The organism is Cohnella massiliensis (genome assembly GCF_900169535.1).
In the GTDB taxonomy this organism is placed as follows: domain Bacteria; phylum Bacillota; class Bacilli; order Paenibacillales; family Paenibacillaceae; genus Cohnella; species Cohnella algarum.
On sequence record NZ_LT821257.1, the window covers coordinates 61,842 to 76,005 of the forward strand.

The window sequence follows — 14,164 nt, forward strand, 5'->3', positions numbered from 1 at the left end:
GTCTTTGATCCCCCCAACCGTTCTTCGTCAGCCTTTGACCGCTCCCGCCGTCATGCCTTTCATCACCTGTTCCTGGAACAGGAGAAAGACGAGAATCGTCGGCAGCACGGACAGCGTCATCGCCGCCAGGGTCAAGCCGTAATCGGTCTGAAACCCGTCGGCGAACGTCGTGATGCTGAGCGGCAGCGTCTTCAAGGCCGCGTTGCTGATAAACACCAAGGCGAACGAAAAATCGTTCCACGAATGCAAAAAAGTCAAAATCGTGACCGTGGACAAAGCCGGCAGCGAAATCGGAAGCATGATCCGGAAAAACACGCCCCACAGCCCCGTTCCGTCGATATAGGCGGCTTCTTCGATTTCCTTCGGAATCGTCGCCAGATAGGCCGTCAAGACAAAGATGGCCGTCGGCAGCGCGAACGCGGCATAAGGAAAAATCAGCGCCCAATACGTGTTCAGAATCGACATTTGCTTCATCAGAATAAACAGCGGGACGAGCGTGCTGTGAATCGGAATCAGCATGCCGACGACGAAGAAAGCCATCGTCCAGCCTTTCAGCCGGAAGTTGAAGCGGGCGAGCACGTAGGATGTCAGACCCGCAAGCAGCAGCGTCAACGCGAGAGACACGGCCGAGACGATGACGGAATTCATGAATGCGGTGCCCATTTTCGACGTTTCCCACGCCCGCGTGAAATTTTCCCACAGCCACGTTTCGGGAAGGCCGAACGGGCGGCTGAAAAATTCCGCATTGGATTTAAAGGCGCTGATGATCAGCCAAAACAGCGGATATATAGTAAGAATGCCGTAAAGCAGCAAAAAAATCCAGAACAAGCCCGCGCCCCATTTTTTCCGGAGCGTTCGCCCGCTCGTCGACTCGACGCTTCGGGAAACCGTCCGGGCAAGCTGCGCATTGCTCATCTTGGGTACCTCCTCTCCTTGTTGGAGTCCGCCCGACCGAACGGCTTTCGGATCGGACAGGCTCCTAATCGGCTTTTTTCCGCGTGAGCCATTGGCTCGTCCCGATAAACAGCAGGCTGATGATGACGATGGCCGTCGAAATCGCGCTGCCGTAGCCGTACCGGTACGTGGAAAACGTCGAATTGTACATGTAGGTCGCGAGCAGCTCGGTCGCGTGGGCGGGACCGCCCTTCGTCATCACATACACCAGATCGAACGATTTCAGGCTGCCGGAAATGCACAGAATGAGCGCGACCTGGATCGTCCCCCAAATCATCGGCAGCGTGACGGAAAAAAGCTTTCTCGCGCCGGAAACGCCGTCGATTTTCGCCGCGTCGTGGATTTCGCCGGGAATGTTTTGCAGCGCCGAAATAAAGATGATCAGGTACAAGCCGACGAAATTCCAGATCAGCGGCGGCAGCAGCGCGTAAATCGCGATGTTCGGGTCGGACAGCCACTGCAGCTTCCAGGACCCGAGGCCGACGGCGTCGAGCAGAAAGTTCAGAATGCCGATTTGCGGATGGTAGATGTACTGCCAGATCATCCCGATAACGACGGACGACAGCACCATCGGCATGAACACGGCCGAGCGGAGAAATCGCTGCAAGCCGTTGCTCTTGTGCAGGACGATCGCCAGGACGAGCGCGATCGGCACTTGTCCGAGGACCGACGCCAGGACGAAGATGACGTTGTTTTTGAGCGAATGCCAGAACACCGGATCGTTGACCAGCTCGACGTAATTTTTCGCGCCGTGGAATTTGGCCTCGCCGATGCCCGACCAGTTGAAAAAGCTGTAGTACGCCGACCAGACGACCGGCACGAACACGAACAAGGCGTAAAGGACAAGAGAGGGCAACAGCGCCAGCGCGATAAACCGGCGTACCCGCAGCGTATTCACCCGCACCACCTCCCTGAATTCGTCGGCCCTCCCGGAGGAGGGCCGAACGGATGGCGAATTTGATGTGCCGATTCCGGATCAGGAACCGACCGCGCCGGCTTGGGCGCTTTGAATCTTCTTGGCGATGTCCTCCGGGTTGCCGCCCATGAGCAGCTCCTGGAGCCCGTTGTTGACGGCTTCCACCGCGGCCGAGCTCAGTTTGGAATCGTAGACCGGAACGATCTTCACGTCTTTCATCAGGTTGCTCAGCTTGACGAACAGCGGGTTGGCCTTCGATTCGTCGAGCTCGATGTTGTAGCTGACGAGCGTGCTGCTGTCGAGCGTGGCCTTTTGCCCGTCGGGCCCGGCGAGCGCATACAGCAGTTCCATCGCGGCTTCTTTCTTGGCGCCGTCGACCTTCTTGCTGACGCCGAGTCCCGTGCCGACGACGCCGGCCGTCGTCTGCGGCTCGCCTTTTCCGCCTTCGACCGGCGGGAGAATCGTAATGTTCGTGTTGTTCAGCACTTCCTCCGACGCGGTGTTCACCAGGCTGGCGACCGCCCAGCCCCCGTTGATGAACATGGCGGCTTTTTCCTGCGTGTAGAGCTGGATCATCTGGTTTTCGTCGATGCTGTTGAAGCCGTCCTGGTACGCTTTTGCGGTCCCGAGCTCCTGCATCTTCTTGAGCGCATCGATAAACTCCGGATCGGTAAATTGCGCCCCGTCCTGTGCGACCGCTTTCAGAAACCAGTCGGTACCCGTCACGCGGTCGGCGATCGTGCTGAAGGTCGTCGATTGGGCCACCCAGTTCGCCTTGTTGCCGAGCGCGATCGGGATGACGCCGTTTTGGTTGAACGTATCGATAGCCGCCAGCAGCTCGTCCCAGGTCGTCGGCACCTTGACCCCGTATTGGTCGAAGATCGCCTGGTTGTAATAAACGAGCGAGCTCGGCGCCAGATTCATCGGAACGGAGTATACTTTGCCGTCCACCGTAAAGTCGTCCAGCGCGTTCGGAATGAAGTTGTTTGGCTTGCTGTCCAGAAACTCGTCGATCGGCTGGAGCAAATCGCCGTTGACGAATTCCCTTGTCATGGCGCCCGGCCACATGACGAACAAATCGGGCATTTCGTCCGCGGCCGCCGCCGTGCGCAGGCGCGTTTTCAAGCCGTCCGTCGCCAGCGCCTCGACCTGCAGGTCCACCTCGGGATGCGCCGCCTTGAAGTCGTCCAATATTTTTCTCATCGCCACCGCTTTGGCGTCCTGGCCGGACCAGTTGTTCCACAGCGTCAGCGTCACTTTTGTCACCGCCGGGATATAATTGACCCACCCCTGTAGAATATATCTCCTCTGTAGTATCGGCCAAGATATTTCAAGAGGAGGCAATATGCTAAGGAGTGGGACAGTGATTAGATTACATGAACTTCAAGCTAGCGGCAAGAGTATCCGTGAGATCATGCGGGAGACGGGTCATTCGAGAAATACGATTCGTAAATATCTAAGAGCCGATGGTATCCCTGAACCCAATTCCCGCAAGAAAAGAGCATCAAAACTCGATCCATTCAAGTCCCTGTTGGATCAGTACTTGGCCAGAGGCATATTCAATTGTGAGGTGCTTTTACGCCTGTTAAAAGATCAAGGCTACAGCGGCGGGATCACGATCATCAAGGACTATGTGAAACCGAATCGTCCTCCAAAACAGGCGCCGGCAGTACAACGCTACGAAACGAAGCCCGGACAGCAAGCGCAGGTGGACTGGAAGATTTGCGAGTACGTTGATCTAAACGGCGATGTCCGGAAGATCCCTGTCTTCGCTATGGTTTTGGGATATTCCCGCCTGACATACATGGAGTTTTCGAAGCGCTGCGACATTCACAGCTTCCTACGCTGTATGATGAACGCCCTTGAGTATTTTGGAGGCGTTCCGAAAACGATGCTTACCGACCAGATGAAAACCGTCATACTCGGTATGGGCGATGATCGTAAGCCGCGCTGGCATCCGTTGTTCGAGGACTTCGCTGCAACCATAGGTATGGTCCCTAAGGTGTGCCGCGTGCGACGTCCGCAAACCAAGGGCAAGGTTGAACGTAGCGTTCAGTTCATCGAGCAGAACTTCATGCCGGGAAGACAATTCACGGATCTCGGAGATCTGAACCGCCAGCTTCGGCAATGGTGTGACGAACAGAATCGCCGTATTCACGGCACAACCGGCGAAAGACCGATCGACCGTCTGGCCCATGAAGCGTTGGGGCCGTTACCAACTCCGGAGCGCTGGGCGAAGTACCGATTCGAGCCTCGGAAGGTCAGCCGGGACGGATTCGTGAGCTACGACGGCGTACGTTACGGTGTTCCTTGGAGATACAACTGTCGTGAAGTGAAAGTGCGGGAAGTGAACGGCCATGTTGAAATTTATTTCGAGAAGCAGCTCATCGCACGGCATGAGAAGAGGTACCGATCACGAACGCTTGTGATGTGCGAGAACCAGTACACTAACCTGAGCACTACTCAAGGCTATGCCTACCCAAGGCCTCAAGGAATACAAGTGCCCGAGCAGGACGTAGAGGTGCGACCACTTGATGTCTACGATCGCCTCATGGAGGTGGGCGCATGATTGAACTCGAACAAGCTCGCCTCCGTCTGGAGGAACTCGGCTTAGACCAAGCTGCCGAGGCTCTCGACGCAAAGCTGGAGGCCGCTAGCCGAAACCAAAGCACATACCTTTCATTCCTGAATGAACTGCTAGAAGCTGAAATTCTGGAGCGCCAGCGCCGAAACGTCGAAGTACGGATGAAGCTTTCGCATCTGCCGTACCGACGAACGCTAACCGAATTCGATTTCTCGTTTCAACCTGGGCTTGATGAGCGACTGATTCGGGAACTCGCCGCGCTAACGTTCGTCGGGAGGCAAGAGAACGTACTCTTTCTCGGCCCTCCTGGCGTCGGGAAAACCCATTTGGCCGTTGCAATTGCGATGGAGGCGATAGGACAAGGTTTACCGGTGTATTTTGTATCGCTGGCCCAGTTGGTTGGCGATTTACGGAAGGCGTACGAGGAAAACCGACTGGACAAGCGAATGAGGGTTTATCTTCGCCCTCGGATCCTCATTGTCGATGAGGTGGGCTACCTCCCCCTCGATCCGCTGGCTGCGAACCTGTTCTTCCAATTGGTCTGTGCTCGTTACGAAAAAAGCAGCATGATTCTTACCAGTAACAAAAGCTTTGGCGAATGGGGTGAGCTCATGGGGGACACAGTTCTGGCGACGGCCGTGCTCGATCGCCTCCTCCACCATTCCCATGTTGTGAATATCCGTGGGAACAGCTACAGGCTTAAGGAAAAACTAAAAACCGGAATCTATTCGGCACCAAGCGCGCAGGTGGGTCAAAAATATCCCGGCGCTAGTGGGTCAAATTAATTCCGGCGTTGACACTTTTTCCTGTCCGTCTCCGGACGCGCCGCCGCTTTCGTTCGATCCGCCGCCGCAGGCCGCCAGCAGCGTAACGCAAAGCGCGGCGACAAGGCCGATTTTCCCCAGCTTGAACATTTGCAAATAACCTCCCCTTTTGATTTACAGGTTCATTCTATAGTTGTCGGCGGCTCGCGATAAGGGGAAGATGATAAGAAGAAGGGTAGAAAAATATCGGATGCTCGCGAGAATGGCCGACGAGCCGCAGGATGCATGCTTTGCGGTAACACAAGGGAGGGTAGCATGACGGCAGCATGCGGGGATATGGCAGACTCCTGGACGGTCTATTTCTTTTAGTGAAAGGAAAGGATCAACACAACCAATTTCGCGAATGAAATCATAAGCGCTTTCCCGGTTTCTTCATCCGATTCGCATCCGAATTCCCGAAATAATCGGTCCTGAGAAAAACACGAGGGGTACGCAGGATTGGCCAGGGTTGAGCAAGGTTGAGCGGGATGACACTGGGTCGGCAAAGCTTGGTTGGATTTTGTCCAATCAAAACCGCTTTTTTCACCAAACACGTCATCTTTGTTGGATTTTGTCCAATCTGGCGAGGCCTTTTCCGCGTTTTCGCCCAAATCCCAAGTTTCTCGTTGGATAAAATCCACTCTAGGCAACGTTTTCCCCGTTTTCCGCTCCCTTGATTGGACAAATTCCAACATAGGCTCCTTGCGAGACCTCCTCCTCCCCTAATTTTTCCCCAAAACTCTTTCGTAAAGCGGAGAACTTACACTTCCGGTATGCAAAAAACGGTCAAATCGGAGTCCCGCAGTCTCCGATTTGACCGTTATCGCATGCAGCCTACTCCCACTCGATCGTCGCCGGCGGCTTCGACGTAATGTCGTAGACGATCCGGTTCACGTTTTGCACCTCGTTGACGATGCGCACTGAAATTTTCTCCAGCACGTCCCACGGGATGCGCGCCCAGTCGGCCGTCATGCCGTCGATCGACGTGACGGCGCGGATGCCGACCGTGTACGAATACGTCCGGCCGTCGCCCATGACGCCGACGCTCTTCATGTTCGGCAGCGCCGTAAAGTACTGCCAAATTTCCCGGTCGAGGCCCGCTTTGGCGATTTCGTCGCGCAAAATTGCGTCGGACTCGCGCACGATCTCCAGCTTGTCCTCGGTGACTTCGCCGAGCACACGGATGGCCAGCCCCGGTCCCGGGAACGGCTGGCGCCAAACGATGGCGTCCGGCAAGCCGAGCTCTTCGCCGACCTTACGCACTTCGTCCTTGAACAGCGCCTTGAGCGGCTCGACCAGCTTGAACTTCATGTCTTCCGGCAAACCGCCGACGTTGTGGTGCGACTTGATCGTTTGCGCCGTCGCGGTGCCGCTCTCGACGATGTCGGTGTACAGCGTGCCCTGCGCCAGAAACGCGAAGTCGTCGAACTTCGCGGATTCCTCTTCGAACACGCGGATAAACTCGTTGCCGATGATTTTCCGTTTTTGCTCCGGATCGTCCACGCCGCGCAGCTTGCCGAGGAAGCGCTCGCTCGCGTCGATCTTGACGACGTTCATGTCGAACTTGCCGACGAACGTGTCCATGACGCTCTCCGCCTCGCCCTTGCGCAGCAGGCCGTGGTCGATGAACATGCACGTGAGCTGATCGCCGATCGCCCGGTGAATAAGCGCGGCCACGACGGACGAATCGACGCCCCCCGACAGCGCGCACAGTACCTTCTGATCGCCGACCTCTTGGCGGATGTCCTTGATCATGTCCTCGATGAACGATTCCATGCTCCAGTCGCCTTTGCATTTGCAAACCCGGTACAGGAAGTTGCGAATCATCTCGTTCCCTTTGACCGAATGGCGAACTTCGGGATGGAATTGCACCGCATAGAGTCCGCGAGCACGGTCGCTCATGGCCGCGACCGGCGCGTGCGGCGTGCTCGCGTCGACGGTGAAGCCTTGCGGCAGCTCGGTCACGTGGTCGCCGTGGCTCATCCAGACGGTCTGGCGGCTGTCCAGGTCGTAAATGAGCTCGCAATCCGTCTGGAAATCGACGTCCGATTTGCCGTATTCGCGCTTGCTCGCCGGTTCGACCTTGCCGCCCTGCTGGTGCGTAATGAGCTGCATGCCGTAGCAGATGCCGAGAATCGGCACGCCGAGGTCGTAGACGCCGGGGTCGACCGTCGGCGCTCCTTCGGCATAAACGCTTGCCGGTCCGCCGGAGAAGACGATGCCCTTCGGATTCAGCTCGCGGATTTTCGCTGCGGGAGCGTTGTAAGGAAGCAATTCGCTGTAAACGCCGAGATCGCGGATACGGCGGGCGATAAGCTGGTTGTATTGACCGCCGAAGTCGATGACGACGATCAGTTCGTGCGCTTTTTTGTCCACTGGGTTAACCGGGCCTCCTGAAGGCAAATCTAAATCGCCCGACCGGAACGCTTCGCTCGGAAAGCCAAGCCCCGGTGATTCGGGCGATTCGACGATTCGCGGGATACATGTTTTCGATTGAAGTAATTATAGCTTTGCCCGCAAGAGAGCGTCAAGGCGGCCCTTAAGACAACGGTGAATACAGTCACCTAATTGCTTAAATCAAAACCATCCATATTGCATGCCAAAAATCCCAATACTATGTATAGCTTCAATTTATTAAAATTAAACCCAATCACCTATTTCCTTTTATAAATTTTAGAACTTGCACTATCTTTCTTATTTTTGTATTGTTGCTTTCCGCATTTTCAACTGTCAACGCGAGTCCCCCAACAAATGAATTAGAAGATATAACAATTGATTATGAAAATGATTTGGGACATGAAAATCGCACATAAGACGATATATTAAATGAACTTCTTCGAGACGGGTTTTCTTTTGAAGATGCTGAGTATTACGCAAAACTCGATATTCTCGCAGCACGCCCAATGATCTTGCTGATATCTTTCTTGGACACGCCATGCAGATCAAGCAAGATCGTTTGATATCTTTCGTGCATTCTCAAGTCTTCGTTTGCATTGATGGCCGCTTTAATCGCCTGAATTTCAAGATTGTTCTGATCCTCTTGGAGGAGTTTTGGTAGTTTCACTTGTCGTACCTCGCGGGCTCATAGAGTAATGACTTTACGATATACGACTCTGCTCTCACTGTGCAGAAAATTATTCCAATTATCTATTGCCGAATATATAGGGTTTGCTGAACGATACTTTACCCGAAATTCAGGCTGAGGCGTCGGCGGAGCAGGATGGCAAATAGGAAGCCAAAAAGAACGCGCAGCCTGCGTTCCAGGTTCATCACCAGCAGTTGCAGCGTGATGGCGGACAGGCTCGTCTGCGCGAGACGCGCGCGAATACGGCCAAGCCCATATTTGCGCTTGCCTTCTCCAAATTTACCTTCGATGGCGTTGCGTTCGCCGGCATCCCGTTTGTCCTGGTTCCGTTGCTCGTTCGTCGAACCGTCCTTCCGCGGCCGTCCTAAAGCCGGACCGCTGAGCCGAATGCCATGCTGCTTGCAGAAGTTCCGGTTCTCGCGTGTGCGATAGATTTGATCCGCCTGCACGACGGCCGGATAATAGCCGAGGCGTCGGCGGTAGTTCTCGATCGTCTCGATGAGCGTGGTACTCTCGTTGAAGTTGTCCCAGGACGCCCGATCCAGGAATGCGTAGCCCTTCGTCATGCTGACGGCGAGCTTCGCACCGAACTCTACCCGCGCCTTCGCTTTCCCGCGCACGATCGGCCTTACATGCGGCTGATGGATGCTCACGATCCGGCCGTCGATCTGGTGCGATCGCCTCTGGTACATGTGAAGCTGCTGACGGTACAGTTCCTGAATCACCAGTACATCGCGATACGCTTTGCGGCTCAAACGCGTAAGCGGCTGCGTCTTCACTTGCTCGGCGATGATGGCAAGGTTCCGTCCCACAAATCCCAGTTGCCGGCGGATCGCGCGGCGGATCACCTTCGGTCCCGGCCGGCGCTGCTTGGATACCGCCAGAAACTGCTTTCGCGCTTTCTCCCGGTAGGTACGCGGTTTCGCCGTTTGTCCGATCACCCGTTCATGCAGCGTATCGATGATCGCTTCGAGTTTCTCCCGCGCTTCGTTCAACAGATTCAGATCGGTCGGATACGCTACATCCGCTGGCGCGCAGGTGGCGTCCGCCAGCATCGTTCCTTGATTCGGTTGCTCCGGCGCTTCCGACACGGCGGCGGAAGCCTCCGCCTCATAAACATCCCGTTCGGTCGCTTCAAGTGGCGCTGCCCTTTCAACGGTCTGCGCCGTAGCAGACCGTTGCGCGGTCGATTCCATCGGCGTGTCTCCGAACAGCACTTGTTGCTCGATCTTGGCCGTGTCCGTCGTTTGATGAGGCGCCTTCCGCTTGCGTTTCCCGCCGCCGCTTATGCCGGGACCATCGTTGTCATCGTCTTTCGTTTCATTCGCGCCTTCGATGGCGACGATCTCGTTCAGCTCGGCCAGCACGTCTGTCAGACGCTTACGGAAATGCGTCATCATCGAAGGATGAAACGGCGGCTTCATTGTGAAGCCGGACAGACCGATGAAGTATTGCATGTAGGGATTTTCGCTGATCGACTCCACCGTCTCTCTGTCGGTCAGTTGCATGCGCTCCTGAATGAGGAGCGCGCCGAGCCCCGTTCGCAGACTGATCGTTTGTTGGCCGCGAAAGGTGCTTTTGAAGAACTGACCGTATTTCTGCTCCGCCGCCGCCCACGGCACCAATCGCGCCAACCGGACCCAGCGATTCTCTTCGTCCAGCTTTCCGCCGAAGGGCAGAAAGAAATCGCCGGGCAGGAGCAATTGATTTTCGAGGTGCGCGGTCGGCTTGAACATTTTCGTCACTCCATCTGCAAGGGTTTTGGGCTGCTTTCGAACATTTCCTTTGCATATGATTTCGACAAATCGGCCTCAAAATCCTTGTGGTTATGCGGTTTTTGTCGGTTTTTCAAGCGTTCAGCAAGCCCTATATAGGTCCATCTAAAACCAAAGTTTCTAACACTTAGATAAACCAGGCTCCTGATAATCTTACGTTTGGTTTTCCTTATTCCTTTTTACTTTAGCTTCTATCCGACTCCTTCAAGTCATTCCTCACTTGTTACCATCTGTCGCTCTGACAACATTTCAAGCGTCTCAACTACCTCGCTTAACTCGGGCATATGGCAGTTCTAATGGTTTTTCGGATGCTAAAAGAGGCTCGCACGGTTTGCTTGTGCGGACCTCTGCCTAACATAGAATCTGTAACAATGGTATATTTTCGTCCATCCGCATCCTCTCGGACTCGGTATCCGTTCTGCATTTAAATTAATCGCACGCACGCTGACCTTGCTCGATTCACGTTCTAAAGCTCTTGCTTCCGACACTTCCAAGTAAAACAGCGTTTTCTGACTAAAGCTTTTCTTACAGCGCCCAGATCACGAGAGGGTAGCCCTCGGTCGAAATGAAACTGGATACCCGACGCGTTTGATAGCCAGTTCGGGTAAGTTCAGAATCTCACCGATATCATGACTGATGATCTCAGTTAGGTCTCAGTATGTTCTGTATTAGACTCTGAGTGCTTCGCCGCGGCGACACAATATTGTAGCCGCTAAAAGCCTGAAACATTAGTAGACTATCTCTATAATACTGTTGTTTAGTGTTCGCCCTTGGGTCTGTCAATAATTTTGTGTAAACTCTTTTATAGGCATCTCTCCGAAGGGGAGATTAGCCTCCTCAAGGTAAGTGCTGGCCGATCCGGTCCGGAAAGAAGACGGAGAGCTGCAGGAGCATCTGTCCCCAGTTTTGAACACGACCGGTCCATTTGCGGGTGACGTCCATCGTGACTAAGTACAGCATTTTCAGTAGCGCCTCGTCGCTTGGGAAGATGCTTTTCCCTTTGGTGACTTTTCGCAATTGGCGATGATAGCTCTCAATCATGTTCGTCGTGTAGATGAGCTTACGAAGCTCAGGCGGATACTTGAAGAAGGTGGCGAGTTCGTCCCAATTGCTGCGCCATGAGCGGACAATAAGGGGATACTTGGCGCCCCACGTCTCCTCAAAGCGGTCGAGTTCCAGCAGAGCCATTTCCTCCGTAGCAGCCTTGTAGATGGGCTTCAGATCGGCCGTCACCTTCTTCAGATCCTTGTAGGAGACGTAGCGCGTGGAGTTGCGGATCTGGTGGATGATGCACTTCTGAATCTCCGTCTTCGGATAACAGGCAGAGATCGCCTGGGAGAAGCCCGTGAGGTTGTCGACACAGGTGATAAGGATGTCCTGAACGCCGCGATTCTTAAGATCGTTCAAGACGCTCAGCCAGAACTTCGCGGACTCGTTCTCGCCGATCCACATGCCCAGCACGTCCTTGTTGCCGTCCATGTCGATCCCAATGACCATGTAGGCAGCTTTGTTCACGATCGCCCCGTCTTGCTTCACCTTGAAGTGGATGGCGTCCAGGAAGACGACCGCGTATACGCCCTGCAACGGCCGATTCTGCCACTCTTTGATGAGCGGAATGATCTTATTCGTGACATTGGAAATAAAGGTTGGCGAGACCTCCAAACCATAGAGATTCTGCAGATGGTCCTGGATCTCCCGCGTGCTGACGCCTTTGGCGTACAGGGCGACGATCTGATCCTCGATCCCCGTCACGTTGGACTGATGCTTCTTCACCACGAGCGGCTCGAACTCGCCCAGGCGATCCCGTGGCACGGCAATCTCCTGGTCGCCGTACTCGCTAGTGACGATTTTCTTGCTCTTACCGTTGCGACTGTTCTTCGTCTGCTTGTTCTGCACGTCATGCTTGCTATAGCCCAGGTGCGTATCCATTTCGGCCTCTAGCATTTCTTGCAGCGTTTCGGCAAACAGGTCCTTTAGCGCATTCTGCGCATCCTGTGCGGTGACCAGATTATTCTCCTTGATGAAACTCCGCAGCTGCTCTTTCGTCCATAATCCCATGTGTGCTCCCCAACCTCTCCATGATTTCATTTTAGTAGGTTTGAGAGTTTACACAAAGTATTTTACAGACTCTTCGCCCTTTTCTATTCTGTAAATAATCTAGCTACAGTGATTATATAATCAACTTCTTTTAGAGGAAAGTTTTGCGATACAGACACAGTACCATTCTCAGCTATTTCTTTAATAGCGGGATAAACGGGACGACTATAAGAGTCGGTAGCAAACCCCCCATAACTCGCCCCAAAAGAAACGAGTGGATGAATGTCAGCTTTCCCCTCAGGGATCGTTTCACCCGTTATGTTTGTTGCATTTATTGTAAGTTTAAATGTACCATTACCGTTACTTTTAATCGTATAGTCATTAATTCTAAATGCTCCATCTTCATTCTCACTGGAGAGATCATTCCCGTCAAAATTTTTAAAAGGTTCCCCTGTAAGAATTTTATCATCATCTAAAATTAGAACATTTTCCTTGTCATCCCAATGACTCTCTAAATTTGCTTGGTCTAAAAAAATTCTTATGGGTAGGAACATGGCCCCGTTTTTAAGAGCAGGCGTAGTATCCATTACAACCTCTTGTCCGTCCATCTGTGCACTTTTCGAACCGATAACAAACGCAAATTCGTGGCCTAACCAGCTCAGTTGAGCGGTTTTCGTAGTTGCAGAATACGAAACGTCACCTCCGAATAAATCTTCGAAAGCTCGTAGCGGTACTAATAATCGATTATTTTCATCAACAAACGGCGGAGCAGGCTTAGTGTATAGAATATAAAATTTCCCAGCCTTCAGGAATACTTTGGATTTATCTGGTAATGATACTGTTGCTGCATTTCCAACTTGGATAAAGGTTAAAAAGAGCAATGCAGAAAGTAATACGATAAAGTAACGTTTCATTATCTATCACCTCAAAATTGTTTTTTACACTTTTTAGACGAACTATGACCCAAAAGGTTGCAGCAAAAGTAAAAATAAACAATTCAAACACTCCACGAGGAACATTCATGGAGTGTTTGAATTGTTGTCTATAGATAAAGAGAAACGTACCCGTTTGACCTGTGAACATAACTTGATGTGCAGTCAATTGTTCCATACCACATATTATTTTTCCATTCACTATATTCTATAAATGCTGACCAACTAGTGTAAATTCCTCCAGAATTGTATTTTGACACTTGAACAGAATCCCATTTTTGATTCATAGATTTAGTTAAGATATCACTACCATTAAAGTTGTTTTGACCAATGCTAGTAACCCTTTTTACAGATAAGTCCGAGATTGAAGTCCACGGAGTAGATGCAAATCTAACTACCGTATTCGTTGCACCAACTTCGACCAAATAAGCTGTATAGTAAGTTTGTCCAGAAGCCAACTGAATGTAAAATTTAAAATTATTTACTGTGGTTCCACTGCTTTTGGCATAAGCACTGTCCGCATATAAATATCCAGAAGCAACGTTTTTGATATATGGCAACCAGATTCCAGATCCTGTTTGGTAAGCATAACCACCTTCAAGTGCACCAACAGAATTCTCAAATCCATAATAAACCCATGGTTGTTCATTAACAGTTACATTGGAAATTGTAGGCAAAGTAACATTGCTAATAATTCCATTAAAACCACTTGAGCCAAGTTGCCGGCGTTCGAACGCTCCCGTAGTACCACCAAAAATTTCGGATACTGTTGGATTCGACTGACTCAACGGTGTTATTGTTGAGTTTTGGAGTGAAGAAGAAGTATCTGAGATGTTATTTTCTTCAATTTTATCAGCTTTGCCTAAATAACCTCGTTTTGAACTATAAACATCGCCAGAATCACTTAGATAGACATAATCAGCATCTTGAAGTTGTTCTATTTTTATCTGTAAATCACTAGAAAAACTACTTTTTTTTGTAGCAAGATCTTTTTCGATTGTTTGCAGAGAAACACTGCTATCGTAATTAATACCATTTGCCTTCAATTCTTCAAGAATGACAGTTTTTTTATGTGACG

Annotated in this window: 12 protein-coding genes and 1 pseudogene; 2 read left to right on the forward strand and 11 right to left on the reverse strand. The window is 52.1% G+C overall.

Features of this window, described 5'->3' with window-relative positions; all coding sequences use genetic code 11:
• Positions 1-27 precede the first annotated feature (27 nt).
• From B7E11_RS06800 to B7E11_RS06810, 3 genes and pseudogenes are all read right to left on the reverse strand, one after another.
• The gene (locus B7E11_RS06800; protein WP_080832867.1) at positions 28-915 is read right to left on the reverse strand and encodes a carbohydrate ABC transporter permease; all 888 of its coding nucleotides are present in this window, start codon (positions 913-915) and stop codon (positions 28-30) included.
• A gap of 64 nt (positions 916-979) precedes the next feature.
• Entirely contained in the window at positions 980-1,852 is an 873-nt protein-coding gene (locus tag B7E11_RS06805) for a carbohydrate ABC transporter permease (RefSeq protein WP_080832868.1), read from the reverse strand.
• A 78-nt stretch (positions 1,853-1,930) separates the two neighbouring features.
• Positions 1,931-3,130 (reverse strand): annotated as a pseudogene (locus tag B7E11_RS06810) (extracellular solute-binding protein); the annotation flags it as partial.
• A gap of 85 nt (positions 3,131-3,215) precedes the next feature.
• Here B7E11_RS06810 and istA point away from each other — a divergent pair.
• Both istA and istB read left to right on the forward strand, forming a co-directional pair.
• The gene (gene istA / locus B7E11_RS06815) at positions 3,216-4,439 is read left to right on the forward strand and encodes an IS21 family transposase (protein WP_080832869.1); all 1,224 of its coding nucleotides are present in this window, start codon (positions 3,216-3,218) and stop codon (positions 4,437-4,439) included.
• Entirely contained in the window at positions 4,436-5,239 is an 804-nt protein-coding gene (gene istB, locus B7E11_RS06820) for an IS21-like element helper ATPase IstB (RefSeq protein ID WP_080832870.1), read from the forward strand. The genes istA and istB overlap by 4 nt, the downstream gene beginning before the upstream one ends.
• Here istB and B7E11_RS29405 read toward each other — a convergent pair.
• From B7E11_RS29405 to B7E11_RS28835, 8 genes are all read right to left on the reverse strand, one after another.
• A complete protein-coding gene (locus B7E11_RS29405) occupies positions 5,231-5,368 on the reverse strand; it encodes a hypothetical protein (RefSeq protein WP_176220635.1) in 138 nt (45 codons plus the stop codon). The two genes, istB and B7E11_RS29405, sit on opposite strands and share 9 nt — an antisense overlap.
• Before the next feature lie 215 nt (positions 5,369-5,583).
• Positions 5,584-5,952: a hypothetical protein gene (locus tag B7E11_RS06825; protein ID WP_080832871.1), complete on the reverse strand. Its 369-nt coding sequence runs from the start codon at positions 5,950-5,952 to the stop codon at positions 5,584-5,586.
• A 139-nt stretch (positions 5,953-6,091) separates the two neighbouring features.
• A complete protein-coding gene (guaA, locus tag B7E11_RS06830; protein ID WP_080832872.1) occupies positions 6,092-7,633 on the reverse strand; it encodes a glutamine-hydrolyzing GMP synthase in 1,542 nt (513 codons plus the stop codon).
• 493 nt (positions 7,634-8,126) lie between these two features.
• Positions 8,127-8,321: a hypothetical protein gene (locus B7E11_RS06835; protein ID WP_080832873.1), complete on the reverse strand. Its 195-nt coding sequence runs from the start codon at positions 8,319-8,321 to the stop codon at positions 8,127-8,129.
• A 119-nt stretch (positions 8,322-8,440) separates the two neighbouring features.
• The gene (locus B7E11_RS06840) at positions 8,441-10,078 is read right to left on the reverse strand and encodes a transposase (RefSeq protein ID WP_080832874.1); all 1,638 of its coding nucleotides are present in this window, start codon (positions 10,076-10,078) and stop codon (positions 8,441-8,443) included.
• 876 nt (positions 10,079-10,954) lie between these two features.
• Positions 10,955-12,175, reverse strand: a complete 1,221-nt coding sequence (locus tag B7E11_RS06845) for an IS256 family transposase (RefSeq protein WP_080831775.1) — start codon at positions 12,173-12,175, stop codon at positions 10,955-10,957.
• A gap of 83 nt (positions 12,176-12,258) precedes the next feature.
• Entirely contained in the window at positions 12,259-13,068 is an 810-nt protein-coding gene (locus B7E11_RS06850) for a copper amine oxidase N-terminal domain-containing protein (RefSeq protein WP_080832875.1), read from the reverse strand.
• 128 nt (positions 13,069-13,196) lie between these two features.
• Positions 13,197-14,132: a hypothetical protein gene (locus tag B7E11_RS28835; protein WP_139787103.1), complete on the reverse strand. Its 936-nt coding sequence runs from the start codon at positions 14,130-14,132 to the stop codon at positions 13,197-13,199.
• Positions 14,133-14,164: the final 32 nt, after the last annotated feature.

Bases quoted from the DNA above. Each gene is read 5' to 3' on its own strand.
- B7E11_RS06800 (WP_080832867.1), bottom strand. From the start codon at position 915: ATGAGCAATGCGCAGCTTGCCCGGACGGTTTCCCGAAGCGTCGAGTCG.
- istA (WP_080832869.1), top strand. From the start codon at position 3,216: ATGCTAAGGAGTGGGACAGTGATTAGATTACATGAACTTCAAGCTAGC.
- istB (WP_080832870.1), top strand. From the start codon at position 4,436: ATGATTGAACTCGAACAAGCTCGCCTCCGTCTGGAGGAACTCGGCTTA.
- B7E11_RS29405 (WP_176220635.1), bottom strand. From the start codon at position 5,368: ATGTTCAAGCTGGGGAAAATCGGCCTTGTCGCCGCGCTTTGCGTTACG.
- B7E11_RS06825 (WP_080832871.1), bottom strand. From the start codon at position 5,952: ATGTTGGAATTTGTCCAATCAAGGGAGCGGAAAACGGGGAAAACGTTG.
- B7E11_RS06840 (WP_080832874.1), bottom strand. From the start codon at position 10,078: ATGTTCAAGCCGACCGCGCACCTCGAAAATCAATTGCTCCTGCCCGGC.
- B7E11_RS06845 (WP_080831775.1), bottom strand. From the start codon at position 12,175: ATGGGATTATGGACGAAAGAGCAGCTGCGGAGTTTCATCAAGGAGAAT.
- B7E11_RS06850 (WP_080832875.1), bottom strand. From the start codon at position 13,068: ATGAAACGTTACTTTATCGTATTACTTTCTGCATTGCTCTTTTTAACC.